Raw genomic sequence first — 25,775 nt, 5'->3', positions numbered from 1 at the left:
TTGGTATGTTAAAAACCAATCTTAATCTATTGTGTTTTTTTGAACACTAGGGTCTCTAGTAGCTTTGATCTTGAAAAGAAAGAACCTTAAAACAAAAAGTAATGAATAAAAGAAAATCGTATGTGTACAAAATTACTGGTATGGCGTTATTGGCCATGGTAATTACAAGTTGTTCAAGTGATGACGATGATGACGAGTTAGGAAACTTTGTAGATAGATCTGTTTTTGATGGCAGCGCAAGAAGTAGTGTGTCTGGTTTTACAATCGACAACATGGGTTATATGGGTGTTGGATACGATGGAGATGATTATTTGGCATCTTTTTGGGCGTATGACATGGAAGGAGATTTTTGGTCTCAAAAAGCTGATTTTCCGGGAGCAGCTAGAAATGCTGCTGTAGGTTTTCAAGTAGATGGAACCGGATATATAGGTTCAGGATATGATGGTGTCAATGAATTGGCCGATTTTTATAGTTATAATGCAGCTTCCAATACATGGACGGAGATTGCACCATTACCTATTGTAAGAAGAAGTGCGGTTGGTTTTGGCGTTAATGGAGCCGGATATATAGGTACGGGGTATGATGGTGAGAACGACAGAAAAGATTTTTGGAAGTATAATCCGGAAAATGATACTTGGACAGAGTTAGTTGGCTTTGGAGGAGACAAGAGAAGATCTGCTACAACATTTACAATAGACGGGTTGGTGTACTTAGGCACTGGAATTTCTAATGGAGTTTACTTAGATGATTTTTGGGTGTTTGATCCTGCTACTGAAAGTTGGACCTCAAAACTGGATCTTGATGAAGAAGATGATTACGCTATACAAAGAAGTAATGCCGTTGGGTTTACTTTAGATGGTTACGGCTATATAGCAACTGGTGAGTTAGGTGGAGCAACCAATACGGTTTGGGAGTATGATCCGGTATCGGATGAATGGGAACAAAAAACTTCTTTTGAGGGGGCAACGAGACAAGATGCGATAGCATTTTCTAATGGAACACGTGCCTTTATTGGTATGGGTAGAACGGGTACTTTATATTTAGACGATTTAGATGAGTTTTTTCCCCTTGATGAATTTGAAGAAGAAGATTAATTTTTCATAGTGAGTGCATTTGTTAATTTTTTGGGTCAATCTGTGTGGATTGGCCCATTTTTAAACATTTATTTATGAGTTCTACTATAAAATACTCGATAATTATTGTGCTACTTTTGGCACTTGGGCTTGGCTATTCTATTTATAATCAAATTACAACAGATAATAATCAACAATTTCATGGTCAGGTAGTGAATCTAAATGATGGCTTTGGCTATCAGATAATGAGCGGAGAAAAGATTGTGATTTTACAAGAATATATACCTGGTTTTTCGGGCAAGCAAAAATTTGTGTCTGAGGAAGATGCCCAAAAAACAGTAAATCTGGTATTGTCAAAATTAGAGGATGGTAAATCACCGGTTTTATTGCCATCAGATTTGGCGGAATTGAATATTTCTACTGCGGTAGTTCAGTAATTTCTTTATGGAATCGATCATTAAAAATAGGGTTCAAATAGTTGTTCATATTAGTTTATGGATATTGTTATACGGACTCACATTTTATCCTATTTTAAATGATGCAAGACCCATTCCTTCAGATGTATTCCCCAAGCTTATTGTAATTATCATTCTTTTTTACTTCAACTACTTCTATTTGGTGCCGGAGTTTTTGTTGAAAAAAAGTGTGTTGTCTTATTTGATGATTTCGTTGGGTCTATTAATTGTCTCGGCTTTGCTATTGAATCATTTTTACGAGCCCAGATTTCCTGAAAATTTTTTCATGGACAGGGTGCGACCAAGAGGTTTTATGATAATGCCATATTATAGGTCTTTTGTAAGTCTTGCCATACCTTATGTTATCAGTGCCATCTTAAGAATGTATGTAGAGTGGAAACGTAATGAGAATTTACGTTTGTCGGTTGAAAAAGAGAGTATAAAGTCAGAGTTACAGTTTTTAAAGGCACAATTGAATCCACATTTTTTATTCAATTCACTTAATACAATTTATGCGCTTTCCGTAAAAAAGTCACCAGATACATCAGAAGCAATTGTGGATCTATCTGAGTTGATGCGGTATATGATTTATGAGGCAGATAAAGATTTGGTTCCTTTAAATAAAGAGCTAGACTATATTAAAAGTTATATACAGTTACAACGCTTAAGATTATCTGATAGTGAAAATGTATCCTTAAAGATAACAGGAGAAGATAGGGGTAGGGCAGTACCTCCCTTACTGTTTATTTCGTTTATAGAAAATGCCTTTAAATACGGTACAGACTATAAAGGTAAGACTTATGTAAAAATTGCCTTGATCATTACAGATACATCTGTTTATTTAAATGTTAAGAATAAAATAGGAGTGTTTAAAGAGCCTACCAAAAATTCTGGTATAGGCTTGGAGAATATTAGAAATCAATTAGAATTGATTTATCCGGGGTTGCATAATCTTGAAGTTGATAATGACGGTAAAGATTATGAAGTATCATTAACTATTTACCAAAAACAATCAAGCCTATGAAATGTATAATTATAGATGATGAGCCATTAGCAATTGAAATACTTTCAAGCTACTGTGAAAAACTAGATTTTATAGAATTGGTAAATACTTATACCAATCCGTTAGATGCTATAACAGAAATTAAGGAGAAGAAAATAGATTTAATTTTCTGTGATATAGAAATGCCACAAATCAATGGAATTGATTTTATGGGCACGCTAGACAATAAGCCTTTGTTTATTTTTACAACTGCATATTCTCAGTATGCCGTTGATGGTTTTGAATTGAATGCGGTAGATTATTTGGTAAAGCCAATACCATATCATCGTTTTATAAAGTCGGTATCCAGAGTACAAGATTTAATTTCTAAAAAACAAAAAACTATTATGGAGGCAAATGTTTTTTCATCAACAGGCGATAATTCAGTAGAAAAGAAGTTCATTTTTGTAAAGGCAGAATATGAGAGTATAAAAATTGATTTAGACCAAATTGAGTACGTACAGGGTTTAAAAGATTATTTAAAAATTCATATTGCCAATACTAATAAGACCATTCTTACTTTAATGAGTTTTAAAGAGATTATGAGTAAATTACCTTCTAATCAGTTTCTTAGAGTGCATAAATCTTATCTTGTTAATGTAAACTATATTAAAACTGTTCAGCGTAATAGAATTGTTATAAACGATATGCGCATACCTATTGGTGAGAGCCATAAAGAAGCTTTCTTTTCCATTTTGGGCTTATAGAATATGGTTTCAGCGCACTAAATTTAATTTTTAGAATTTACTTCATAATTTAAGCAACCAAAGTTTAGATAGAATTATCTATTTTTGTTTAGCTAAAAGCACGGGTGCCTATTATGAGTCAAAAAGTTTTACTCTCTTCCAAAGAAATAAATATCATCCTGCATCGATTGGCTTGTCAGCTTCTTGAGAATCATTTAAATTTTGAAAATACCGTTTTAATAGGTATTCAGCCTAGAGGTAAATTTCTTGCTGAACGTTTAAATAAGATTCTTAAAGAGGAATATAAGGTAAAGCACATAGACTTAGGTTTTTTGGATATCACTTTTTATAGAGATGACTTTAGAAGGGGAGAGAAAACTTTAGAGGCAACAAAAACCAAAATTGATTTCTTGATTGAAGATAAGAATGTGGTCTTAATTGATGATGTTTTATATACGGGTAGAAGTATAAATGCAGCATTGACTGCGTTGCAATCTTTTGGTAGGCCCAAAGATGTAGAATTATTGTGTTTAATAGACCGTAGATTTAGCAGGCATTTGCCCATACAACCTAATTATAGAGGTCGTCAGGTAGATGCGATCAATGATGAGAAAGTAAAGGTGATGTGGGAAGAAAATGACGGGGAAGATATTATATATTTAGTAAATAGATAAGAAAATGAGCGAACTGAGTGTTAAACACTTACTGGGAATTAAATACCTAAAGGAAACCGATATTCAGCTTATTTTTGAAACTGCCGATCATTTTAAGGAAGTGATCAACCGATCGATTAAAAAAGTGCCTTCGCTTAGAGATATTACTATCGCCAACATATTTTTTGAGAATAGTACCAGAACAAAATTGTCTTTTGAGCTTGCAGAAAAACGATTGTCTGCAGATGTTCTTAATTTCTCTGCCAGTCAGTCTTCTGTAAAAAAAGGAGAAACTTTAATAGATACCGTAAATAACATTTTATCTATGAAAGTAGATATGGTGGTTATGCGGCATCCTAATCCTGGTGCGGGTATATTTTTATCCAAGCATGTAAATGCATCTATTGTTAATGCTGGAGATGGTGCACATGAGCATCCTACACAGGCATTACTGGATTCTTATTCTATACGAGAAAGACTTGGTGATGTTGCTGGTAAAAATGTAGTTATTGTAGGTGATATTCTTCACTCAAGGGTGGCGCTCTCAAATATATTTGCTCTTAAATTACAAGGAGCAAATGTTAAGGTATGTGGACCTAAAACTTTGTTGCCTAAACATATAGAATCTTTAGGTGTAGGTGTAGAAACCAATTTAAGAAAAGCTTTGGAGTGGTGCGATGTAGCTAATATGTTACGTATACAGAACGAAAGATTAGATATATCCTATTTTCCGACAACAAGGGAATACACCCAACAATTCGGAGTCAATAAAAAATTACTTGATAGTTTGGATAAAGAAATTGTAATCATGCACCCGGGTCCTATAAACAGAGGTGTAGAAATTACAAGTGACGTTGCAGATTCAAAACAATCAATAATTCTGAATCAGGTTGAAAACGGAGTAGCTATACGTATGGCAGTGATTTATTTGTTAGCATCTAAAATTAAATGATATGATTTTTACTAAAGAAGGATCGTTGATAATCGTCTCTCAGGAAGAAATTTCTATTGAGCGTTTTTTGGAAAATTTGGATAAGGAATATACTAAATTAAAGAATGATAATTTGGTGTTAGATTTATTGAGTTTCTCTGAGCTTACGCCATATAATGTTATTTCATTTTTGGAAATAGCTAGAAAACATAAAGAGAATGAACAGTCTTTTGTGTTGGTGTCAGATAAGGTGTCTTATGATGACGTACCAGAAGAAATCAATTTAGTGCCTACACTTCAAGAAGCTAGGGACATTGTTGAAATGGAAGAAATAGAACGTGATTTGGGTATTTAAAACAACCCTGAATTACAAATAGGAATACTTAAGTACTTTTTTATGCATCTTACTGTATTGGGTTGTTATGCGGCAACACCAAGAACGCTTACGAACCCAACATCTCAAGTGCTAGAAATCAACAACCATATTGTGTTAATTGATTGTGGAGAAGGTACCCAAGTAGAGCTGAGAAGACATAAAATAAAGTTCTCTAGAATCAATCATATTTTCATTTCTCATTTGCACGGAGACCACTTTTTTGGGTTGCCAGGTTTTATTTCTACAATGAGATTGTTGGGAAGAGAGAAAGAGTTGCATGTTTATGGTCCTAAAGGAATAAAAGAGGCGATAACTTTACTTTTAAAGTTGGGAGATTCTTGGACCAACTACCCTCTATTGTTTCATGAACTATCAAGTAAAGAATCTGAACTTATTTTTGAGGATAGTAAAATTAGTGTTACAACAATACCGCTAGATCATAGAATTTATACAAATGGTTACTTGTTTCAGGAAAAAATTGGAAAGCGAAAACTGAATATTGAAGCTGCTGAGGAATATGGTATTGATAAGGCATATTATCAAAACATAAAAAATGGTAAGGATATTACTTTAGATAATGGAGAAGTGATAGCTAATAGTACATTAACTTTTGATCCACCAAAGCCAGAATCATACGCTTTTTGTAGTGATACTGTTTATGATGAAAGCTTAGCTGAGAAGATTAAAGATGTTGATGTTTTGTATCATGAATCTACCTTTTTACAGTCAGAGGCAGAATTGGCAACAAAAACTAAGCACGCTACAGCTATGCAGGCAGCAAAAGTAGCAAGAGATGCTAATGTAAGAACCTTAATATTAGGTCATTATTCTACTCGATATAAATCTATAGCCCTATTTAAAGAAGAAGCTTCTACAATTTTTCCTAATGTACTTCTTGCCGATGATGGTAAGACTTTTGATTTTTAAGCTATTAAATACATTTTTATAACGTTTATTTTCCTTTCTTTTTAGAACTTTGTTTATCTTGTTTTTAACACGAAAATGATGCAAAAAGATTTAGGCGATTACAGGAAATCTTACGAGAAAAGTGCGTTGATGGAAGACAGTATATCTGACAATCCAATTCAACTTTTTCAAACATGGTTCTATGAGGTTGAAAAATCTGATGGAGTAGATGAACCAAATGCCATGACGGTATCTACAGTTGGTTTAGATGGTTTTCCTAAAAGTAGGGTAGTACTTCTAAAAAAATATACTCACGAAGGTTTTATCTTTTATACGAATTACAATAGTGAGAAAGGTCGTGCCATTAGCGCAAACCCAAATATCTGTATTTCTTTTTTCTGGGCAAATTTAGAACGCCAAGTAATCATAAAAGGAATTGCGGAAAAACTGCCTAAAAATCTATCTGACGGGTATTTTGATTCAAGACCAGACGGAAGCAAGTTAGGAGCGATGGTTTCCGATCAGAGTACGGTAATAGACTCAAGAGCTGTTTTAGAGGATCAACTTACCAAGTTGGAGAAAGAATATGAAGGTAAGGAAATTGAAAGACCAGACCATTGGGGCGGCTATTTAGTAAGACCGGTTTCTATAGAGTTTTGGCAAGGAAGACCTAATAGATTGCATGATCGTATTAGGTACACCCTTACAAATGAATATGATTGGAAAATTGAGCGATTAGCTCCTTAAATAAGTAAGATGAAAAATCTATTTTTAATGCGCCATGGTAAATCTTCTTGGGAGCTAAATGTTGGCGATGAAGACAGGGCATTATTGCAAAGAGGAATTTCTGACGCCCGTTTGGTAGGCGAAGAAATTTCCAAACTAAATTTAAAAATAGATCATGTATATACCAGTCCGGCAAACAGGGCGTTTCATACCTGTATGATTTGTTTGCGAATTCTGAATTATCCGTTAGAGAATTGTAGTGTAGATGCGCATCTGTATGATTTTTCAGGGAATCAAGTATTCCAGTTTATTAAAGATTTAGATGATAATTTAGATAATGTCTTTCTTTTTGGACACAACCATACCTTTACCCATTTAGCAAATTCTATGGGAGATAAGCATATTGACAATGTGCCTACTAGCGGATTTGTTCATTTGCAATTCAATGAAAATACCTGGGCTAATGTTAATAAAGGCTCAACAATACAAACCATTTTTCCGAAGCAACTAAAAGCATGATAAAAAATAACAACCAGTACGTAAATAGAGAAATAAGTTGGTTATGGTTCAACGAACGTGTATTACAAGAAAGCGCGGATAAGAATGTTCCATTAATTGAAAGACTTCGTTTTTTAGGTATTTTCTCAAATAACTTAGATGAGTTTTTCAAAGTTCGTTACGCAACTGTAAAGCGAATAGTTGAAGCCGGTAAAACAGGTAAAAGTGTTTTAGGAGGTGAAAAAGCAAAAGACCTTTTAGAGGAGATTACAAATATTGTAATTGAGCAGCAAACCAAGAGTTTGACTATTCTAAGAAGAATTGAGCATGAGCTTGAGGGTAAGAATATTTTTATTATCAAGGAAACGGAATTAAACGAAAATCAAAAAGAATTCGTGAAAGCTTATTTCTTAAAAGAAGTAAGTCCGCAGTTAATGACTATTATCTTAAATGATCTTACGCGTTTTCCTACCTTAAAAGATACGGCAGCGTATTTAGCTGTAAAAATGGTTATTAAAAGTGAGGAAAGTAAAAAAGAGAAGCGTTATGCACTAATTGAAATACCTAAGGGGATAGACCGTTTCGTGGTTTTGCCAGATGAAGGAGATAAAAGTTATATCATTATACTAGATGATTTAATTAGATATTGTTTGGGGAATATTTTCACCATGTTTGAGTACGAGTCTATTTCTGCTCACATGATTAAAATAACCAGAGATGCAGAGCTAGATATAGATAATGACTTAAGTAAAAGTTTTATAGAGAAAATATCGTCAAGTGTAGAGCATAGAAAAATCAGTGATCCTGTTCGTTTTGTTTATGACAAAAGTATAGGTAGGGATACTTTGACTTTTCTTAAAGAGAAGATGAATATAGAAGATACGGATAGTGTTATACCAGGTGGTAGATATCACAATCGTAGAGATTATATGGGCTTTCCTAGTTTGGGAAGAAAAGATTTACTGTACGATAAAATAACACCCTTACCGGTAAAAGGTCTTAGTGTTGAGGGTAGTATTTTGGAAAGCATAGCTAAAAAAGACTATTTACAGTATACTCCTTATCACACCTTTACCTATGTACTAAAGTTTTTGCGTGAAGCGGCGTTGGACCCTAAAGTGCGTACTATTAAGATTACGGTATATAGATTGGCAAGTAATTCTCAAATTGCGGCCTCTCTAATAAACGCGGTTAAAAATGGGAAACAGGTAACGGTACAGATTGAACTTCAAGCTCGTTTTGATGAGCAAGCGAATATTGAATATGCAGAGCAACTTCAGGCAGAAGGGGTGAAACTTATTTTCGGAGTACCAGGTTTAAAAGTGCACAGTAAAATATGTTTGATAGAAAGAGAAGAAGGAAATTCTTTAAAACGCTACGGATTTGTAAGTACAGGTAACTTTAATGAATCAACGGCAAGAATTTATACTGATTTTACACTATTTACAGCAGATGATTCTATATTAAAAGAGTTGAATAAGGTCTTTGATTTCTTTGAGACTACTTATAAAATCAATAAATACAAACACCTTATTGTTTCTCCGCATTATACTAAAAATGCATTCATGAAATTGATTGATAATGAGATAGCAAATGCCAAGCAAGGTAAAGTAGCTTTTATCAAGATTAAAATGAACAGTTTTACCTCTTACAAGATGGTAGACAAGCTTTATGAAGCAAGTAGAGCGGGAGTAAAGATCCAGTTGATTATAAGAGGTATATGTTGCTTAATACCAGGGGTTGAAGGCATGAGTGAAAACATAGAAGCGATAAGTGTAATAGATAAATTTTTGGAGCATACCCGCTTCTTTGCATTTGCGAATGATGGTGATACAAAAATGTATATTTCCTCTGCAGATTGGATGACTAGAAATCTTGATTATAGAGTTGAAGTAGGTTGCCCAATCTATGATGAGGACATTAAGAAAGAATTGATGGATACTTTTGATATCTGTTGGGAAGATAATACGAAAGCGCGTGTGTTCAACGTAGCACAGGATAATGCATATAGAAAAACAACGTTACCTAGAATAAGGTCTCAATTTGCTACGTATGAGTATTATGCGAATAAACAAGAATCTTAAAAAAGAGGTCTATTGAAGGTAAGAAAATTTGCAGCGATAGATATAGGCTCTAATGCCATTAGGTTGCTTACACACAATGTTATTGAGGATAAGGGTAAAAAGACTCAGTTTAGAAAAAGTGCTTTAGTAAGGGTACCTGTACGTTTAGGTGAAGATTCGTTTACAGTAGGTGAAATATCAGAAGTTAATGAAGCTAGACTCATTAAGACCATGAAGGCTTTTAAGCTTTTGATGGAAGTTGCTGGTGTTGAAAAGTATAGAGCCTGTGCTACATCTGCCATGAGAGAGGCTAATAATGGGAATGAAATAATAGAGAAGGTTGTTCAAGAATCTGGAGTTAAAATAGATTTAATAGATGGTAAGCAAGAAGCTGCCATTATTGCCTCAACAGATTTAAAGAATTTAATAAAAGATGATCAATGTTATTTATATATAGACGTTGGTGGAGGTAGCACGGAGTTTACCTTATTTTCAAATGGCAATATCAAAGTCTCAAAATCTTTTAAGTTAGGTACGGTAAGACTTTTGAACGATATGGTGAAACCAGAAACTTGGAAAAAATTAGAAGAATGGATAAAGGTGAATTTAAAGGACAAGCCTAAGTTATCCATCATAGGCTCTGGGGGTAATATCAATAAGTTGCATAAGTTATCAGGTAGAAAAGAAGGCGAACCATTATCTTATATATGGCTGAATGCCCAATACCATTTTTTAGATAGCTTAAGTTATGATGATAGAATATCAGAACTAGGCTTAAACCCCGATAGGGCAGACGTTATCATTCCGGCAACTAAAATATTTCTTTCAGCGGCAAAATGGAGTGGAGCAAAGAAAATTCATGTACCTAAAATAGGACTATCGGATGGTATAATTAAAGATTTATACAATTCTGAGAACAACTAAGTTAAGATTTAACCGTGAATAGATTCCTTAGTTCCTAGGTCTTTCATGATTTGGGCTTCATATTCTAAAAGGCTGTCCCATTTTTTGTTCACTTCTTCTAGTTCACCATATTTACGGGCAAATTTTAAGAACATGGTATAGTGTCCAGCTTCACTAATCATTAATTTATGATAGAAATCGGCTAATTTTTTATCTTCCAATTCTTCGGAAAGCAATCTAAAACGCTCACAACTACGGGCTTCAATTAGTCCGGCATAAAGCAATCTATGAACCAGTTGGGTAGTTCTACTTCCTCCCTTTGGAAAAAATTTAATGAGTTCAATTACATAATCATCCTTACGGTCTCTACCTAAAGTATTGCCACGTTGTAAAATAAGATCGTGTACCATTTTAAAATGACCCATTTCCTCCCTGGATAAAGCTACCATCTCTGTAACTAGCTCAGTGTATTCAGGAAAAGAGACTATTAAAGAGATTGCCGTACTAGCCGCTTTTTGCTCGCAGTACGCATGATCGGTCAATATTTCGTCAATATTTTTTTCGACAATATTAACCCATCTAGGGTCGGTAGGTAGTTTTAAGCCTAGCATAATTTACTTTTTTCCAAAATTAGAAAGATTTTGAAGACCTCACCAATTTTAATCAAAAACCTAGACGACTTACTGCTGAATAATAATTATTTTTGAAGTAAGATCAATCCTATATTTTAAAATGCACAATCAAGAAGATATTCAGAGTATATTAATAAAATATGGAAATGCAGAAAGTGTTGCTTGGTTAAAGGGTAAAATTGAAAAATTGGCATATGATAAGTCTTCAAAAGACTTATTTATGACTTACAGCCTTTTGAATGTAAAGTTTGAAGGGGTAAAATCAATTTCATTTGAAAGTCAAGATTCTGAAAGTGCCCGTTATTTTAGTGAGCATAAAGCAAACATTTTACAAATAGCACGTATCTATTTGTTGTCAGAGGTTCTTGTTCAAGATTTGGAGTTTTATACTCCTAAAGTGGCGAATATTATACAAGTGGCTGATACAAGTGAGTTAGAAACATTTCTCAAATACTTGATATTATTACCAAATCCTGAGGCTTACAAACAAACAGCGGTAGAAGCTTTAAGAACAAATATTGCTACTATTTTTGATGCCATATCATTGAACAATCCTTACCCTGCAAAGTTTTTCAATGACCAACAGTGGAACCAAATGTTTTTGAAAGCGGCATTTATGGAGCGTGACCTTTCTCAAATAGAAGCTGTTGACGAAAGGGCAAATCAAGATTTAACAAGAATAATATCTGATTATGCACATGAAAGATGGGCAGCGGGCAGAAAAATAGACCCGTTATTTTGGAGACCAGTTTCAAAGTTTTTGAATGAAGAACTTTTAAATGATATGAAGAAGCTTCTTAATAGTGAAGATGTAATAGAAAATAATGCCGGAGCACTTTGTTGTTATCTATCAGAAAATGATAAAGCAATGGCACTTTTAAATAGTAAACCAGAGCTAAAACACAAAATAGCGGACGGGCAAATAACTTGGAATACGATTAAACAACATTAGAATGGAAGATAAAATGATGATTATTGACCCACATGTTCACATGACGTCAAGAACAACAGATGATTATGAAGCAATGGCGGCTGCGGGTGTTGTGGCGGTAATAGAACCTTCGTTTTGGCTTGGTCAGCCAAGAACTCAAGTAGGTTCTTTTCAAGATTACTTTAGTAGCCTGGTAGGTTGGGAGCCTTTTAGGGCTAGCCAATTCGGAATTAAACATTACTGTACTATTGGTTTAAATTCTAAGGAAGCCAACAATGAAGCCTTGGCAGAGCAGGTAATTGAATTATTGCCTTTATACCTACATAAAGAGAATGTAGTTGCTATTGGTGAAATAGGTTACGATGATCAAACTCCTGCAGAAGATAAGTTCTTTAGAATGCAACTTGATATGGCTAAAGAATTGGATATGACTGTACAAGTACATACACCGCACCGAGATAAAAAAGCAGGAACCATAAAAAGTATGGAAGTATGTTTGGAGCATGGTTTAGATCCTGCCAATGTAATTATTGACCATAATAATGAAGAAACGGTAAAAGAAGTTCTTGACCGCGGATTTATTGCTGCATTTACAATTTATCCAAAAACAAAAATGGGTAATGAACGTATGGTAGAAGTAGTTAGAAAATTTGGAAGTTCTAACATTATCGTAGATAGCTCTGCAGATTGGGGCGTTAGTGACCCTCTTGCAGTACCAAAAACAGCTAATTTAATGCTGAAAAGAGGTATTTCTATGGAAGATGTAAGAAAGACTTGTTACCAAAATGCTTTAGATGCGTTTAGTAAAAACGGTAAAATGAAAGAAGCACATTGGTTACAGCCAGATAGCATTAACCAATCCCAACTATTTAATGATAATAGTGTTTTAAGAGGTCAGAAACCAAGAATAGACGAAGACCAAATTACCTAAAATGAAAGATAAATTAATGGGTTTTGCTCGTTTAGCAAGACCTGCAAATTTGCCAACTGCAGCAGCGGATATATTGGCAGGTATTGCCATTGCATTATATTTAAGTACCATAGACGTACTCGGTTTTCTAACCGAGCAAAGTGGTGACGTACTTTTATTGGTCTTTTCTTCGGTAGCATTGTATGCTGGCGGAGTTGTTTTTAACGATGTTTTCGATGCAGCGTTAGATGTTGTTGAAAGACCGGAAAGGGCTATACCTAGCGGACTGGTACCAAAACGTGAAGCTATTTATTTTGGAACTATACTAATGTTGATTGGTATTACTTTGGCATTTAAATGTACGATGTTATCCGGACTCATTTCAGTTGCCTTGACCATTGCAATTTTAACCTATGACGGGTATTTCAAGCAATTTGGATTCGCCGGACCTTTGAATATGGGTATATGCCGGGGATTGAACCTTTTAATGGGAATGTCAATTTTAGGAACTCTTTCAGATTGGTATATAACATTGGTGCCAGTAGTTTATATTTTTGCCATTACATTAATAAGTAGAGGAGAAGTACATGGTAACAATAAAAATCATATTGTTTGGGCTGGTATTTTGTATGCAATAGTTATACTATCTATTACGTTAATTGTAATGCAACAGAAAGACAGTATTGTGGTCTTATTGCCGTTCTTATTTTTATTCGGGTATTTGATTTATAAGCCATTATTACAAGCATACAAGGAGAATTCCCCTAAGAATATTAAGAAAGCGGTTATGGGAGGTGTTTTGTCGTTAGTCGTAATGAATGCTTGTTGGGTAGCCGGTTTTTCTAATTGGTATTTGGCATTAGCGGTTTTATTACTATTACCGATTTCAATGCTTTTGTCTAAATTATTTGCAGTAACATAAAATTCGTATGCAATTACAACCTATAAAACAGTCTTTTCAAGTACAATATGATTATCAATTGTATTTTACTTCGGGACTCTTTGATTTAGAAAACCTTTTGTTCGCAAACTTAATTGCAGACTATAAAGATTTTGAGCCTGTTAAGCTTCTTTTTGTATTGGATGACGGAGTTGAAAACCATCATCCTACATTAATAAATCAGATTGAAAAATATTGCGAAAAGCATCAGCAAACTATAAAGTATACTAATACGTTAGTTTTACCGGGTGGCGAGCAGGTAAAGAACAGTGATGATGCCATTGAATCCGTTTTAAAAGGAGTCAACCAAAATAAAATTTGTCGCCATTCATTCGTTGTAGTTATCGGTGGTGGTGCGGTGATAGATATGGTTGGCTATGCTGCAGCTATTGCACATAGGGGAGTAAAGTTGATCAGAATACCTACTACGGTTTTATCTCAGAACGATTCTGCCGTTGGTGTAAAGAACAGTGTAAATGCATTTAAGAAGAAGAATTTCTTAGGGACATTTGCTCCGCCATTTGCCATTATTAACGATAGCAATTTTTTGGAAACTCTAGAACAACGAGATTGGATTTCCGGTATATCCGAAGCTATAAAAGTAGCATTAATTAAGGATAAGACCTTCTTTAAATATATAGCGGATAATGCCACGGCTTTGAAAAATAGGGAAATGGAACCTATGCAATATGTCATTTATAAGTGTGCAGAAATGCACATGCACCATATTGCCCAAGGTGGTGACCCATTTGAATCAGGATCATCAAGACCGTTAGATTTTGGACATTGGGCTGCTCACAAGATGGAATTCATGACCAATTATGAATTGAGACATGGAGAAGCTGTAGCAAAGGGTATTGCATTAGACGTCACCTACGCACAATTAATAGGTTTAATTTCCGAAGAAGATTTACAGTACATATTAGATGTAATGATTGCTATAGGTTTTGATCTATCGCTTCCTGTTGAAAGTGAAGAAGAAATTCAGTCTTTATTAGATGGTATAGAAGAGTTTAGAGAGCATTTGGGTGGGCAGTTAACAATTACTCTAATTTCTGACTTGGGAGTCAAGCATGATGTTCATACCATTGATATGATGCTAATGGCACAGGCGATTACAAAATTGAATCATCAATTCGCATTAAATTAAGTTCAATGCAGCTACGAGATAACTTTCATTTAACCTACTGTACTAACATTCACCCTGGGCAAGATTGGAAAAGTACTTTTGAGAGTATTAAAAGCCATGTACCGGGTATAAAGCAAGAAGTTTCAAAAGAACAACCTTTTGGTTTGGGGCTGCGCTTATCTAATAAAGCGAGTGAGGAGCTTGATTTAGGTGATAACATGTCTCATTTTAAAAGTTGGTTACACGACAATAATCTTTATGTATTTACCATGAATGGATTTCCATATGGGAATTTTCACGATGAACGTGTAAAAGATATGGTGCATGCTCCAGATTGGACTACTAGTGACCGTTTAAAGTATACAAAGAGATTGTTCCGTCAATTGTCGGTGTTAATCCCTGAAGGAATGAATGGCGGAATTTCAACTTCACCCATTACCTATAAATATTGGCATAAAACAGAAAGCGAAACACAAAATACATTTCAAGTTGGTGCTAAAAACATGCTCGAAGTTGCCAAACAATTATTTGAAATTGAACAAACTACAGAAACCTATTTACATCTAGATATTGAACCAGAACCAGACGGATTACTGGAAAATAGTGATGAGGTATTGATGTTTTATTCCGATTATCTAGTGCCTTTGGGGATTGCATATTTTAAGCAGGAATTAGGATTGAATCCCGATGAAGCAGAAGCATTAATTAAAAAGTACATCACGGTTTGTTATGACGTTTGTCATTTCTCACTAGCTTATGAAGAGCCTACGGATACCTTTGCAAAGTTCAAGGCAAATAATATTAGGGTAGGAAAAATTCAAGTAAGTGCCGCATTGAAAATTCTTTTTAATGGAACCGATGATGAACGTATTTGGGAAGAATTATCCCAATTTAATGAGCCAACTTATTTACATCAAGTAACAGAGAAAATCGATGGCAAAGTAAAAACGTATAGTGATTTGCCTTTAGTTTTAGAAGGGGAGAGAAATCATAAAGAACTACGTGCGCATTATCACGTTCCTATTTTCTTGGAAAAATACGGCGAGTTGTTTTCAACACAAGACCATATTCTAAAAACGATGGAGTATCTAAGGATTGATCCTATATCTGAACATTTAGAAATAGAAACTTATACTTGGGATGTGCTTCCTACAGATTTAAAACAAGATTTATCAGTATCCATAATTCGCGAAATAGAGTGGTTTAAATCACATATGTAATATGAAGAAAACGGTAGTCATAAATGTAGTAGGATTAACGAAGCGATTGATAGGTGAACACACTCCGTTTATAAAATCATTTTTAGAAAAAGGTCAGTCATCATATATAGAACCTGTACTGCCAGGTGTTACCTGTGCTGTACAATCTACCTATGTTACCGGTAAATGGCCATCAGAACATGGTATTGTTGGTAATGGCTGGTATTTTAAAGATGAATGCGAAGTCAAATTCTGGCGACAATCTAACAAATTGGTGGAGCAGCCAAAAATTTGGGATGATATTAAAGAGCAACATCCTGATTTTACTTGTGCCAATCATTTTTGGTGGTACAATATGTATAGTAATGTTGACTATAGCCTAACGCCAAGACCAAATTATTTGGCAGATGGCAGAAAAATTCCAGATGTGTATTCTCATCCCGCACAGTTGCGTGACGATATGCAAAAAGCATTAGGTACTTTTCCATTGTTTGAGTTTTGGGGACCTAAAACAACTATCAATTCATCAAAGTGGATTGCAGATGCTGCTTTATTGACGGATAAAGAGCATAATCCAGATCTAACCTTTATTTATCTACCGCATTTAGATTATAATTTACAGCGATATGGACTTGATTTTAATATCATATCCAAAGATTTAAGTGAAATAGACGCTGTAGTAAAACAATTAGTGCAACATTATGAAGCATTTGATACCAGAGTGATACTGCTTTCTGAATACGGAATTACAAATGTAAACAGACCCATTCATCTTAATCGCGTATTACGTAAAGAAGGTTTGATAGCTGTGCGTGAAGAAAGAGGATTAGAGCTCTTAGATGCAGGGGCAAGTGATGTATTTGCCGTTGCAGACCATCAAATTGCACATGTGTATTGCAAGAATACCCAAGACATTGAACGGGTAGTTGAATTGATTAAAGCTGTCGAAGGTGTAGAAAAAGTACTTTACGAAGAAGATTTAAAAACTTATCATATAGATCATGAACGCTGTGGCGATATAGTGGTGGTAGCTGATAAAGATTCTTGGTTTACGTATTACTTCTGGCTAAATGATGCAAAAGCACCGGATTATGCAAGAATGGTTGATATTCATAAAAAACCAGGCTACGATCCGGTTGAAATGATGACAGACCCAAAAGATAAATTGGTAATGGCCAAAGTGGTTGGTAAGCTACTAAAAAAGAAGATGGGCTTTAGAACCGTCATGAATATCATCCCAATTGATGCAACTCTAATTAAAGGATCACACGGTCGTTTAACTGAAGAAGAAGAAGATTTTCCTATCTTCATTAGTAACCATTTATCTGGCGATAACGATCAGAGAATTAGTGCAGTACAAGTGCGTGATCTTATTGAAGATCACTTATTAAACTAAACTCAAATGAATCTATTATTTAAGATCTTAGGTTACGTTTTTGCCATGTTATTTTCTGTTGGCGCTGTTTTACAATACAATGATCCAGACTCGTTACATTGGATTATCATCTATGGCGTTGCGGCTTTAATGTCTTTGTTGTTCGCATTGAATAAAATAGGCTATATAGTACCGTTGATATTAGGAATATTTGCTTTTATTGGCTTCGTTTACCTTTATCCTTCAGATTTTCAAGGATTCGATTTAAATGATGGAGATATCGTTACTGTAGAATTAGGGCGAGAGGCTTTTGGACTTCTGATTATTTCAATAGTTCTTTTAGTCTTTGCTTTTAGAATTAAGAGAAAGCTATAAGAACAAATCGAATTCCTGTCTCAATAAATCAATCACCGGATTTTTCTCTCTTAGTTTCTCGTATTTCTCTTCGGGTGTAAAAGCAAATTTAGTTGCTGTTGTTTCATTGACTTTAATAACTAGATGAACGAAATGGTTATTCAGTTTAGCACGTAAATACTCCATCAATTCGAACTGTTCACGTTCTATTTCCTTTTTCATTGTACTGTTTGGAAGCTCTAAATGAATAGCGAAGCCCTCTTTTAGTTTAGGAATATCTGAATGCAAGTTAGAAGCAAGGATTTTTTGACCCTTTTTATCGATGATCTCTATAAAATCTGCCCAATGTTTACGAAGTTCTTCTTCAGTGAATGGTTCTTTAGGTAAGTTATTTTCGTCAATAACAACCTCGATTTTGTTTAGTTCGTGTTGTTTTTTGGCGTTTAAGCTAGAAATTGAAAGTCCAGAAACCCTTTTGGTAGGACGATTAATAATTGGTTTTTTAACGTCAGTACTGATTTCCGCTGACGTTGATTTTTCAGTATTTTGTTGAGGTTCTTTAGTTTTTATCGGTGCCACTTGTGTCTCAACAGCTGCTACAGGTTTTTTATCTTCTACCGTAGTTTCAGAAGTCTTGTTTACAACATTTGTTTCTTTAGGAACATTGGTTTGGGTAACTGCCGGTTGATTTCCGCTTACAGGATTAACCTTAGATTCTTTTTTAGGCGCTTGGTTGTAAAATGCGGAAGGGGCAATGAAATCAATAGTCTTATTGTTTAGAGCTACGGATTCAGGATTTTTTTTTTCTCCATCAAAATTGATAGAGGCAAGTTTCATAAGTGTAAGCTCAACAAGTAAGCGTTGATTTTTACTTGTTTTATACTTTAAATCACAGTCGTTTGATATTTCCAAACCTTGCAATAAAAAGGAGGGAGCAGTCTTTTTACTTTGATCTCTATATAATTGTTGCGCTGCTTCACCAACTTCTAACAAGTTAATTGTATCAGGATGCTGGCATACCATTAAATCCCTGAAATGAGATGCTAGTCCAGATATGAAATGGTGTCCGTCAAAACCGAGAGATAATGTCTTATTGAATAATATAAGTAAGCCAGGTATATTATGGTTTAGGATTAAATCTGTAGCTTCAAAATAAGTATCATAATCTAAGACATTTAAATTTTCAGTAACCGCTTTACGAGTAAGCTCTGAACCGGAAAAACTGACTACTCTATCAAAAATAGATAAGGCATCACGCATAGCGCCATCTGCCTTTTGGGCAATGATATGTAGTGCATCATCCTCAGCATTTACACCTTGGTTTTCAGCAATATATTTTAAATACTCGGCAGCATCTTTAACGGTAATTCTTTTGAAATCGAAAATTTGACATCTAGAAAGAATAGTAGGTATGATTTTGTGCTTTTCTGTCGTTGCCAAAATAAAAATAGCATGCTTTGGTGGCTCTTCTAAAGTTTTTAGAAATGCGTTGAAAGCAGACTGAGACAACATATGCACCTCATCAATGATATATACTTTGTATTTACCTACCTGTGGTGGTATGCGTACTTGGTCGATAAGATTACGAATATCGTCTACAGAGTTGTTAGAGGCGGCATCCAGTTCAAAAATATTAAAGGCAAAATCTTCATTTTCCTTTTCGGTACCATCAGAATTTATCTGTTTTGCCAAAATACGTGCGCAAGTAGTTTTACCAACACCTCTGGGTCCACAGAATAATAAAGCTTGTGCTAGGTGATTTTGGTCTATTGCATTTTGTAGTGTATTGGTTATAGACTGTTGGCCCACAACATCTTTAAATGTCTGGGGTCTATACTTTCTAGCCGATACAATAAATGGTTCCAAAATTCTATCTCTAATTAAACTTATACAAATATAATTATAGCCATTAATTCTAACGAGAATAAAGAAAAGAGATCATCCTTAGTTATCAACAATTGCAGTACATTTGCGCTCAGCAGGCCACCTTATCGCTGCCAAGTAATTGGGAGAGGAAAGTCTGGACACCATAGTGCAGTATAGCGGGTAACGCCCGTCCGCAGAGATGTGAGGACAAGTGCAACAGAAAGCAAGTACAGTTCGGCTGTAGTGAAACCAGGTAAACTCTATACGGTGAAACGTCATGTAAATCGGTGTTTGAGGGCTGCACGCTCAAGCCGAAGGGTAGGCGGTTAGAGCTCAGGGGTAACCCTTTGCCTAGATAAATGATAAGGAATTCTGATTTTTTTCAGAATACAGAATCCGGCTTATGGCCTGCTTTTTTTATTGAAATGGTAAGTGCGAAATTTACCTAATGGTAACAACCTTGAGTGTAGTTAAGATTCTTTACATTTCAGAATTAAGGCTGGTCATTTAAAAATTACTTCTCAAAAAAGCTAAAAACGCTTCCGCCGTATTTTCTAGAATTTTTATAGTGTGGAAATTCTGCTAAACTGGTACGGTTAGAATGTTCAATAATTAATACGCCGTCTTCCAAGAGAAGATCATTTTCAAAAACTAGTTTGGGCAATTTTTCAAAATCGGCTAATTCCATATCGTAGAAGGGGTCAGCGAATATGATATCGAATTTCTCTGTATTTCTTTGAAGAAAACTAAACACATCACTCTTTAAAGTACGAATATTCATGTCTAGCAATTCAACTGTTTTGTCAATAAATTGAATACAGCCAGAGTGTGCATCAATGGCAAGTACATCATCAACACCTCTAGAAGAGAATTCGTAGCTAATATTACCGGTACCTGCAAAAAGGTCAAGAACTTTAAGGTCTGGAAAATAGTAGCTATTGTTCAAAATATTGAACAAGCTTTCTTTAGCCATATCTTTTGTAGGTCTAACAGGTAGTTTTTTAGGGGCCATTAAATGACGACCTTTATGTTTTCCTGATATGATGCGCATTATATAGTATTAATAAGGGTGAAATCTATTGAGCCTGTTGAAGGTTCTCCAAGTTTTAATAGTTGAGCTGCTGATGGTTCAAAAATACTGATATGTTGAATATACGTATAGCAAAGTTGAAAAGTTTCGTTATCTTCTTCAATATCTCCAAATAGTTTTACAACTACGGTCTTTGGGTCTAATTCTAATTGCTCGATTACGAATAATAGGTAGTAGACAAAGTCTTCTTTTGTTTGAAATTTAAAGCTGTTGTACAGAAGAAGTTTGCGTTGGTTTAGAACGGTAATATCTAGTTGCTCTTTGTTTACATGTACAAAACATGTAATTTCTTGATTCTGTGTTTGGTTGTTTAGCAAAGATTGTAATAACACCGTGCCATTGTGCATAAAATCGAACTCGCCAAAAAGATCGTATATGTAATTGTTGATGTTCACATAGGGCACATACACATTTACCAAATCATGATTTTCTACCTCGTCATAGGCTAAAACATCATTTGCTAATACCTTGGTATTGAATTTAAGGTATTCATTTAAATGATTAGGGTTGAATAATGATTTTGGTACCAGACCAAAAAGTGTATTTCTATGAACAGCAACTACTTCATCAAACTGCATGTTTTCTATATCATGCTTCTGAAAAAGCTTTTCCAATTCATCTTTAGCGGTCATCGGGTTTTTTTCATCAGAAAAATCGATTCTGTCAGAAATCAACAATTTTTGCGAAACAGTATCTGCTACACAAAAAGAAAGTCCATTCAAGCTAACCTGAATGGACAATTTTTTAAAATTTTTATCCGCTATATTTAAGCTACTATTTTTTAACTTTTTTGTCATATATGGAAGGCCAGTTACCGCTTGTGCTAACTTCATCTAAAGAACCTACATAAATAGTTGGTCCATTTACTTCTTCTACACTTAAGGCTGCTTTTTCACGAGATAATAAATCTTTTGGCTGATCGTAAAGGATAACTTCTTTATCAACTTTTGCCTCAAAAACAGGGGCTTTATATCCACTTTTTTCTACAAATCCAGCCTTCATTGTAAACTTTTCACCATTTGCTGCTGTAGGTACATCCATTAAGCTTTTGTATCTACCATCAGATTTAAAAAGTGAATCTTTTACAGAAACAGTACCTAATGTATCAATGATTTTCATTTCTTTCAACATATCAATACCGTATGCTTTGTCAAATTCCATGAAAGAAGAATCTCTCTGCTGAGTAATAACATATTTACCAGTGTCGATAAAACGAATAAGACTATTAAAGTCATTTGCGTATTTGCCATTCACAGTTTTGTAAGCCTCTTGAGAGTTTTTAATGTCTTTCAATTTGGCGATAACCTGCGAATAACGCTCTATTTTTACTTCTTTAAATTTGATTGGTCCAGTAATGGAGTTGTAAATAAAGTATCCTAAAGCGATACATCCAATCCAAAGTACAATTTGTATTATGGTCTTCATTTCGTATGTGTTATTTTTATTTAGTGGTCTTCACAAATCTACAATTTTTTTTTAATCGTAAAAGTTTTTAGGCTAAAAATCATCTTTATCTTTGAAGGCACATGAAACCAACTACACCCGCATCATTCTATAGTATACTAGAAACCAAATTTCCTCACACACCAACTGCCACACAATCAGTGGCTTTGCAAAAATTGGCTGAGTTTACACTTTCAACGGTTAAGGATGAAGTTTTTTTGTTAAAAGGTTACGCAGGTACCGGTAAAACTACTTTAATAGGCACTTTAGTTAACAGTTTATGGAAGGTTCAGAAGAAAGCTGTGCTCATGGCACCTACTGGGAGAGCGGCAAAAGTGATGTCAAATTATTCAAAAACACAGGCATTTACCATCCATAGGAAAATATATTTTCCGAAGAAACAAAGTGGAGGAGGAGTACAGTTTGTTTTGGCACCTAATAAACATAGGGATACTTTATTTATAGTTGATGAAGCATCAATGATAACAGATACGGCTGCAGATTCTAAATTATTTGAAAACGGTTCGTTATTAGATGACTTAATGATGTTCGTGTACTCTGGTCACAAATGTAAGTTGTTATTAATAGGAGACACCGCGCAGTTACCTCCGGTTCATTTAGTATTGAGTCCGGCTTTGGATGGCGATAAACTTTCACTTAATTATAATAAAGAAGTGGTTCGTTTAGAATTGAATGAAGTAGTTAGGCAAGCAGGTGATTCGGGAATTTTGGCAAATGCTACCTTGTTAAGAGAACAATTACAAAGTGAATTCTTTGAAGATTTTAAATTTGATGTAGATCCTTTCACTGATATAGTACGCTTAATAGATGGTAATGAAATTCAAGAAGCCATTGACAGTTCATACTCAGAAAACGGAAAAGAGGAAACGGCATTTATTGTACGCTCTAATAAACGTGCAAATCTTTACAATCAGAATATTCGAGAACGGATATTATTTTTAGAGAATGATATTGCCGTAGGCGATTTTATGATGGTGGTTAAGAATAACTATTATTGGTTAAAGCCAAGCACAGAAGCTGGTTTTATTGCAAACGGAGATATTATAGAGATTCTAGAAATATTCGATATCAAAGAGATTTTTACGTTTAAGTTTGCCGAGGTTAAAGTGAAGATGGTAGATTACCCTAATATGCCACCTTTTGAAACCGTATTATTGTTAGATACCATAACGGCAGAATCTCCGTCGTTGTCTTATGAAGATGGCAATAGGTTGTATCAAGAAGTCATGAAAGATTTTGCCCATGAGAGTTCTAAGTACAAGAAATTTTTAGGGGTTAAGAATAACAAGTACTTCAATGGGTTGCAAGTAAAGTTCTCGTACGCCATAACCTGTCATAAATCTCAAGGGGGACAATGGGATACTGTTTTTGTTGAGCAACCATATTTGCCTAATGGGATAGATAAAGAATACTTACGTTGGTTGTATACCGCGGTAACCAGAGCAAAGAGCAAGTTGTATCTTATTGGTTTTAAAGATGATTTTTTTCTTGATTAAGAAAAGGTTATTTTAGTAATTATTGATCTATAGGAAAGAATATCTTATAATAGTAAATAGAATATGACAACAGATACGGTATTAAGTATATTTTTAGGAATAGGATTAGCCGCATCTGTGGGTTTTAGGGTATTTCTACCCTTATTTGCTTTGAGTTTGGCGTCATATTTCGGAGTATGGGAACTAAACGATAATTGGCAATGGATAGGCAGTTTAGTAGCGGTTTTAACTTTAGGCGTCGCGACATTATTAGAAATATTTGCCTATTTCATCCCTTGGTTCGATAATTTATTAGATAGTATAGCGGTGCCTTTAGCAGCAATAGCAGGTACAGCGGTTATGGTTTCAACAGTTGCAGATTTAGATCCAGTGATAACGTGGTCATTGGCTATTATAGCTGGTGGCGGTACAGCTACGGCGATTAAAGGAGCAGGGGCAACAGGAAGATTGGCATCTACTGCCACAACAGGTGGTTTGGCGAATCCGCTGATTACTACGGTAGAAACAGGTACTGCCGCTGTAGTATCGGTCGCGTCGATATTTGCACCTATCTTAGCAGCGGTTTTGGTCATAATCATTTTGGTTGTCATTTTTAGGATATACAGAAGCTTAAGACCAAAGGCAAAAACATAAAATAAAAGTAGTTGAAGAAAATAGCAATGATACCTGCCCGTTATGCGGCATCAAGATTTCCTGCGAAGCTAATGCAGGATTTAGCTGGTAAACCGGTCATTTTAAGAACATATCAAGCTGCGGTACATACCAAATTGTTTGATGAAGTATATGTGGTTACAGATAGTGAGGTTATCTATGATACCATCGTTAAAGCAGGTGGCTTGGCGATCATGAGTAAAAAAGAGCATGATTGTGGTAGTGATCGTATTGCAGAGGCCGTTATGCAGATGGATGTCGATATTATCGTAAATGTGCAAGGCGATGAGCCCTTTACTGATAGGGAAAGCTTAGAAGGGGTGATGAAGGTTTTTGAAGATGATATTCATAAGGAAATTGATTTAGCTTCTCTAATGGTGAAAATTTCAGATGAGGAAGAAATCAATAATCCGAATACGGTAAAGGTAATAGTGGATAATAGAGATTTTGCTCTATATTTTTCAAGGTCACCTATACCTTATCCAAGAGCAAAAAGTGACAACACCATATATTATAAGCACAAAGGTATATATGCTTTTAGAAAAAGTGCTTTAATGGATTTTCAAAGGTTACCTATGTTGCAATTGGAAGCAACGGAGAAAATCGAAGCCATTCGCTATTTGGAATATGGCAAAAAAATTAAAATGGTAGAAACGAATGTTCAGGGCATAGAAATTGATACTCCTGAAGACTTAAAGAAAGCTCAAGCAGCATGGAAATAAATTTTGACGGAATTAATGTAATCGGTTTTGATGCTGATGATACCTTGTGGGTAAATGAGACTTACTTTAGAGATACTGAAGATAAGTTTGCCAATTTATTGGAGAAGTACGAAACCAAGAATAAGATAGATCAAGAACTTTTTAGAACTGAAATAAAGAATTTAGATTTATACGGATACGGCATAAAGGGTTTTGTGCTTTCTATGGTAGAATGTGCTTTAGAACTTTCTAATAATCAAGTTTCATCCAAAACCATAAGTGCACTATTAGATTTGGGAAAAGATATGATTACCCAGCCCGTAGAATTATTGGATGGAGTAGAAGATGTTTTAAAAAGCTTAAAAGATAAATACCGATTAATTGTCTTGACAAAAGGAGATCTTTTAGATCAAGAACGAAAACTAGAACGATCAGGATTATCGGAATATTTTCATCATGTAGAAGTATTGAGCGATAAAAAGGAAAAGAATTACAGCGATCTTTTAGAGCATTTGCAAATAGCACCAAGTGAGTTTTTAATGATAGGTAATTCTCTGAAATCAGACGTTTTACCTTTAGTAGAATTAGGTGCACGTGCCATACATGTACCCTTTCATACTACATGGGAACACGAAGAGGTAAAAGGACCAATAGAGAATAAGGGATACATGACAATTTCTGCACTAACGGATATTTTGGAATATGTGTAATGGAGATGGACGTGA

At 34.8% G+C, this 25,775-nt stretch carries 28 protein-coding genes and 1 other RNA gene; 24 read left to right on the top strand and 5 right to left on the bottom strand.

Features of this window, described 5'->3' with window-relative positions:
• Window positions 1–101 precede the first annotated feature (101 nt).
• The 12 genes from P177_RS14105 (at window position 102) to P177_RS14050 (ending at window position 10,333) form a co-directional block, all read left to right on the top strand.
• Window positions 102–1,094, top strand: coding sequence for a Kelch repeat-containing protein (locus P177_RS14105; protein ID WP_036155736.1), 993 nt, complete (start codon window positions 102–104; stop codon window positions 1,092–1,094).
• 74 nt (window positions 1,095–1,168) lie between these two features.
• Window positions 1,169–1,510: a DUF4907 domain-containing protein gene (locus P177_RS19480; protein ID WP_051941856.1), complete on the top strand. Its 342-nt coding sequence runs from the start codon at window positions 1,169–1,171 to the stop codon at window positions 1,508–1,510.
• Window positions 1,511–1,517: 7 nt separating this feature from the next.
• Window positions 1,518–2,552, top strand: a complete 1,035-nt coding sequence (locus P177_RS14095) for a sensor histidine kinase (protein WP_036155734.1) — start codon at window positions 1,518–1,520, stop codon at window positions 2,550–2,552.
• Window positions 2,549–3,277, top strand: coding sequence for a LytR/AlgR family response regulator transcription factor (locus P177_RS14090; RefSeq protein ID WP_036155732.1), 729 nt, complete (start codon window positions 2,549–2,551; stop codon window positions 3,275–3,277). Before P177_RS14095 ends, P177_RS14090 begins: the two co-directional genes overlap by 4 nt.
• A gap of 113 nt (window positions 3,278–3,390) precedes the next feature.
• A complete protein-coding gene (pyrR, locus tag P177_RS14085; protein WP_036155730.1) occupies window positions 3,391–3,930 on the top strand; it encodes a bifunctional pyr operon transcriptional regulator/uracil phosphoribosyltransferase PyrR in 540 nt (179 codons plus the stop codon).
• A 4-nt stretch (window positions 3,931–3,934) separates the two neighbouring features.
• A complete protein-coding gene (locus P177_RS14080; protein ID WP_036155728.1) occupies window positions 3,935–4,861 on the top strand; it encodes an aspartate carbamoyltransferase catalytic subunit in 927 nt (308 codons plus the stop codon).
• 1 nt (window position 4,862) lies between these two features.
• Window positions 4,863–5,195 carry a hypothetical protein gene (locus tag P177_RS14075; protein WP_036155726.1) on the top strand — a complete coding sequence of 111 codons (333 nt, stop codon included), beginning with the start codon at window positions 4,863–4,865 and terminating at the stop codon, window positions 5,193–5,195.
• 42 nt (window positions 5,196–5,237) lie between these two features.
• Entirely contained in the window at window positions 5,238–6,143 is a 906-nt protein-coding gene (locus P177_RS14070) for a ribonuclease Z (protein ID WP_036155724.1), read from the top strand.
• A gap of 78 nt (window positions 6,144–6,221) precedes the next feature.
• The gene (gene pdxH / locus P177_RS14065; protein ID WP_036158508.1) at window positions 6,222–6,869 is read left to right on the top strand and encodes a pyridoxamine 5'-phosphate oxidase; all 648 of its coding nucleotides are present in this window, start codon (window positions 6,222–6,224) and stop codon (window positions 6,867–6,869) included.
• 9 nt (window positions 6,870–6,878) lie between these two features.
• Window positions 6,879–7,367, top strand: coding sequence for a SixA phosphatase family protein (locus tag P177_RS14060; RefSeq protein WP_036155722.1), 489 nt, complete (start codon window positions 6,879–6,881; stop codon window positions 7,365–7,367).
• Window positions 7,364–9,430 carry a polyphosphate kinase 1 gene (gene ppk1 / locus P177_RS14055; RefSeq protein WP_036155720.1) on the top strand — a complete coding sequence of 689 codons (2,067 nt, stop codon included), beginning with the start codon at window positions 7,364–7,366 and terminating at the stop codon, window positions 9,428–9,430. Before P177_RS14060 ends, ppk1 begins: the two co-directional genes overlap by 4 nt.
• Window positions 9,431–9,442: 12 nt before the next feature.
• Window positions 9,443–10,333: a Ppx/GppA phosphatase family protein gene (locus P177_RS14050; RefSeq protein ID WP_036155718.1), complete on the top strand. Its 891-nt coding sequence runs from the start codon at window positions 9,443–9,445 to the stop codon at window positions 10,331–10,333.
• 8 nt (window positions 10,334–10,341) lie between these two features.
• Here P177_RS14050 and miaE read toward each other — a convergent pair whose 3' ends face one another.
• Window positions 10,342–10,923, bottom strand: a complete 582-nt coding sequence (gene miaE, locus P177_RS14045; RefSeq protein ID WP_036155715.1) for a tRNA-(ms[2]io[6]A)-hydroxylase — start codon at window positions 10,921–10,923, stop codon at window positions 10,342–10,344.
• A 121-nt stretch (window positions 10,924–11,044) separates the two neighbouring features.
• On the opposite strand from miaE, the gene P177_RS14040 reads away from it, so the two are divergent.
• The 7 genes from P177_RS14040 to P177_RS14010 are packed head-to-tail and all read left to right on the top strand — an operon-like array spanning window position 11,045 to window position 17,803.
• The gene (locus P177_RS14040) at window positions 11,045–11,896 is read left to right on the top strand and encodes an EboA domain-containing protein (RefSeq protein WP_051941855.1); all 852 of its coding nucleotides are present in this window, start codon (window positions 11,045–11,047) and stop codon (window positions 11,894–11,896) included.
• Window position 11,897: 1 nt separating this feature from the next.
• Window positions 11,898–12,806, top strand: a complete 909-nt coding sequence (locus tag P177_RS14035) for a TatD family hydrolase (protein ID WP_084684702.1) — start codon at window positions 11,898–11,900, stop codon at window positions 12,804–12,806.
• A 1-nt stretch (window position 12,807) separates the two neighbouring features.
• A complete protein-coding gene (gene eboC, locus P177_RS14030; protein WP_084684701.1) occupies window positions 12,808–13,707 on the top strand; it encodes a UbiA-like protein EboC in 900 nt (299 codons plus the stop codon).
• Window positions 13,708–13,714: 7 nt separating this feature from the next.
• Window positions 13,715–14,875 (top strand): 3-dehydroquinate synthase, encoded by a 1,161-nt coding sequence (locus tag P177_RS14025; protein WP_036155713.1) that lies wholly within the window; start codon window positions 13,715–13,717, stop codon window positions 14,873–14,875.
• Between the two features lie 5 nt (window positions 14,876–14,880).
• Complete coding sequence (eboE, locus tag P177_RS14020; RefSeq protein WP_036155711.1) at window positions 14,881–16,074, top strand: metabolite traffic protein EboE; 1,194 nt, start codon at window positions 14,881–14,883, stop codon at window positions 16,072–16,074.
• 1 nt (window position 16,075) lies between these two features.
• The gene (locus tag P177_RS14015) at window positions 16,076–17,449 is read left to right on the top strand and encodes an alkaline phosphatase family protein (RefSeq protein WP_036155710.1); all 1,374 of its coding nucleotides are present in this window, start codon (window positions 16,076–16,078) and stop codon (window positions 17,447–17,449) included.
• 6 nt (window positions 17,450–17,455) lie between these two features.
• Window positions 17,456–17,803 (top strand): transmembrane 220 family protein, encoded by a 348-nt coding sequence (locus P177_RS14010; protein WP_036155708.1) that lies wholly within the window; start codon window positions 17,456–17,458, stop codon window positions 17,801–17,803.
• Here P177_RS14010 and P177_RS14005 read toward each other — a convergent pair.
• Window positions 17,798–19,648 carry a DNA polymerase III subunit gamma/tau gene (locus P177_RS14005; RefSeq protein ID WP_036155707.1) on the bottom strand — a complete coding sequence of 617 codons (1,851 nt, stop codon included), beginning with the start codon at window positions 19,646–19,648 and terminating at the stop codon, window positions 17,798–17,800. The genes P177_RS14010 and P177_RS14005 overlap by 6 nt on opposite strands.
• Window positions 19,649–19,757: 109 nt before the next feature.
• On the opposite strand from P177_RS14005, the gene rnpB reads away from it, so the two are divergent.
• Window positions 19,758–20,067: RNase P RNA component class A (rnpB, locus tag P177_RS19570), an RNA gene on the top strand.
• A 95-nt stretch (window positions 20,068–20,162) separates the two neighbouring features.
• Here the strand turns inward: rnpB and P177_RS14000 are convergent.
• Genes P177_RS14000 through P177_RS13990 form a run of 3 tightly spaced genes read right to left on the bottom strand, consistent with a single transcriptional unit; the run spans window position 20,163 to window position 22,163 of the window.
• Window positions 20,163–20,699 carry an RsmD family RNA methyltransferase gene (locus tag P177_RS14000; RefSeq protein WP_036155704.1) on the bottom strand — a complete coding sequence of 179 codons (537 nt, stop codon included), beginning with the start codon at window positions 20,697–20,699 and terminating at the stop codon, window positions 20,163–20,165.
• The gene (locus P177_RS13995; protein ID WP_036155702.1) at window positions 20,699–21,535 is read right to left on the bottom strand and encodes a DUF3822 family protein; all 837 of its coding nucleotides are present in this window, start codon (window positions 21,533–21,535) and stop codon (window positions 20,699–20,701) included. The genes P177_RS14000 and P177_RS13995 overlap by 1 nt, the downstream gene beginning before the upstream one ends.
• A complete protein-coding gene (locus tag P177_RS13990; protein ID WP_036155701.1) occupies window positions 21,513–22,163 on the bottom strand; it encodes a hypothetical protein in 651 nt (216 codons plus the stop codon). Before P177_RS13990 ends, P177_RS13995 begins: the two co-directional genes overlap by 23 nt.
• 101 nt (window positions 22,164–22,264) lie before the next feature.
• Here P177_RS13990 and P177_RS13985 point away from each other — a divergent pair, with 101 nt between their 5' ends.
• The 4 genes from P177_RS13985 (at window position 22,265) to P177_RS13970 (ending at window position 25,760) form a co-directional block, all read left to right on the top strand.
• Window positions 22,265–23,698 carry an ATP-dependent DNA helicase gene (locus P177_RS13985; RefSeq protein WP_036155696.1) on the top strand — a complete coding sequence of 478 codons (1,434 nt, stop codon included), beginning with the start codon at window positions 22,265–22,267 and terminating at the stop codon, window positions 23,696–23,698.
• 63 nt (window positions 23,699–23,761) lie between these two features.
• A complete protein-coding gene (locus tag P177_RS13980; RefSeq protein WP_036155695.1) occupies window positions 23,762–24,331 on the top strand; it encodes a DUF4126 domain-containing protein in 570 nt (189 codons plus the stop codon).
• A gap of 26 nt (window positions 24,332–24,357) precedes the next feature.
• Window positions 24,358–25,071, top strand: a complete 714-nt coding sequence (gene kdsB, locus P177_RS13975) for a 3-deoxy-manno-octulosonate cytidylyltransferase (protein WP_209435213.1) — start codon at window positions 24,358–24,360, stop codon at window positions 25,069–25,071.
• Complete coding sequence (locus tag P177_RS13970) at window positions 25,062–25,760, top strand: HAD family hydrolase (protein WP_036155689.1); 699 nt, start codon at window positions 25,062–25,064, stop codon at window positions 25,758–25,760. The genes kdsB and P177_RS13970 overlap by 10 nt, the downstream gene beginning before the upstream one ends.
• Window positions 25,761–25,775 lie beyond the last annotated feature (15 nt).

The organism is Maribacter forsetii DSM 18668 (assembly GCF_000744105.1).
In the GTDB taxonomy this organism is placed as follows: Bacteria; Bacteroidota; Bacteroidia; order Flavobacteriales; family Flavobacteriaceae; genus Maribacter; species Maribacter forsetii.
The sequence above is the reverse complement of the archived record's forward strand: the minus strand, read 5'-3'. Positions and strand labels throughout refer to the sequence as shown.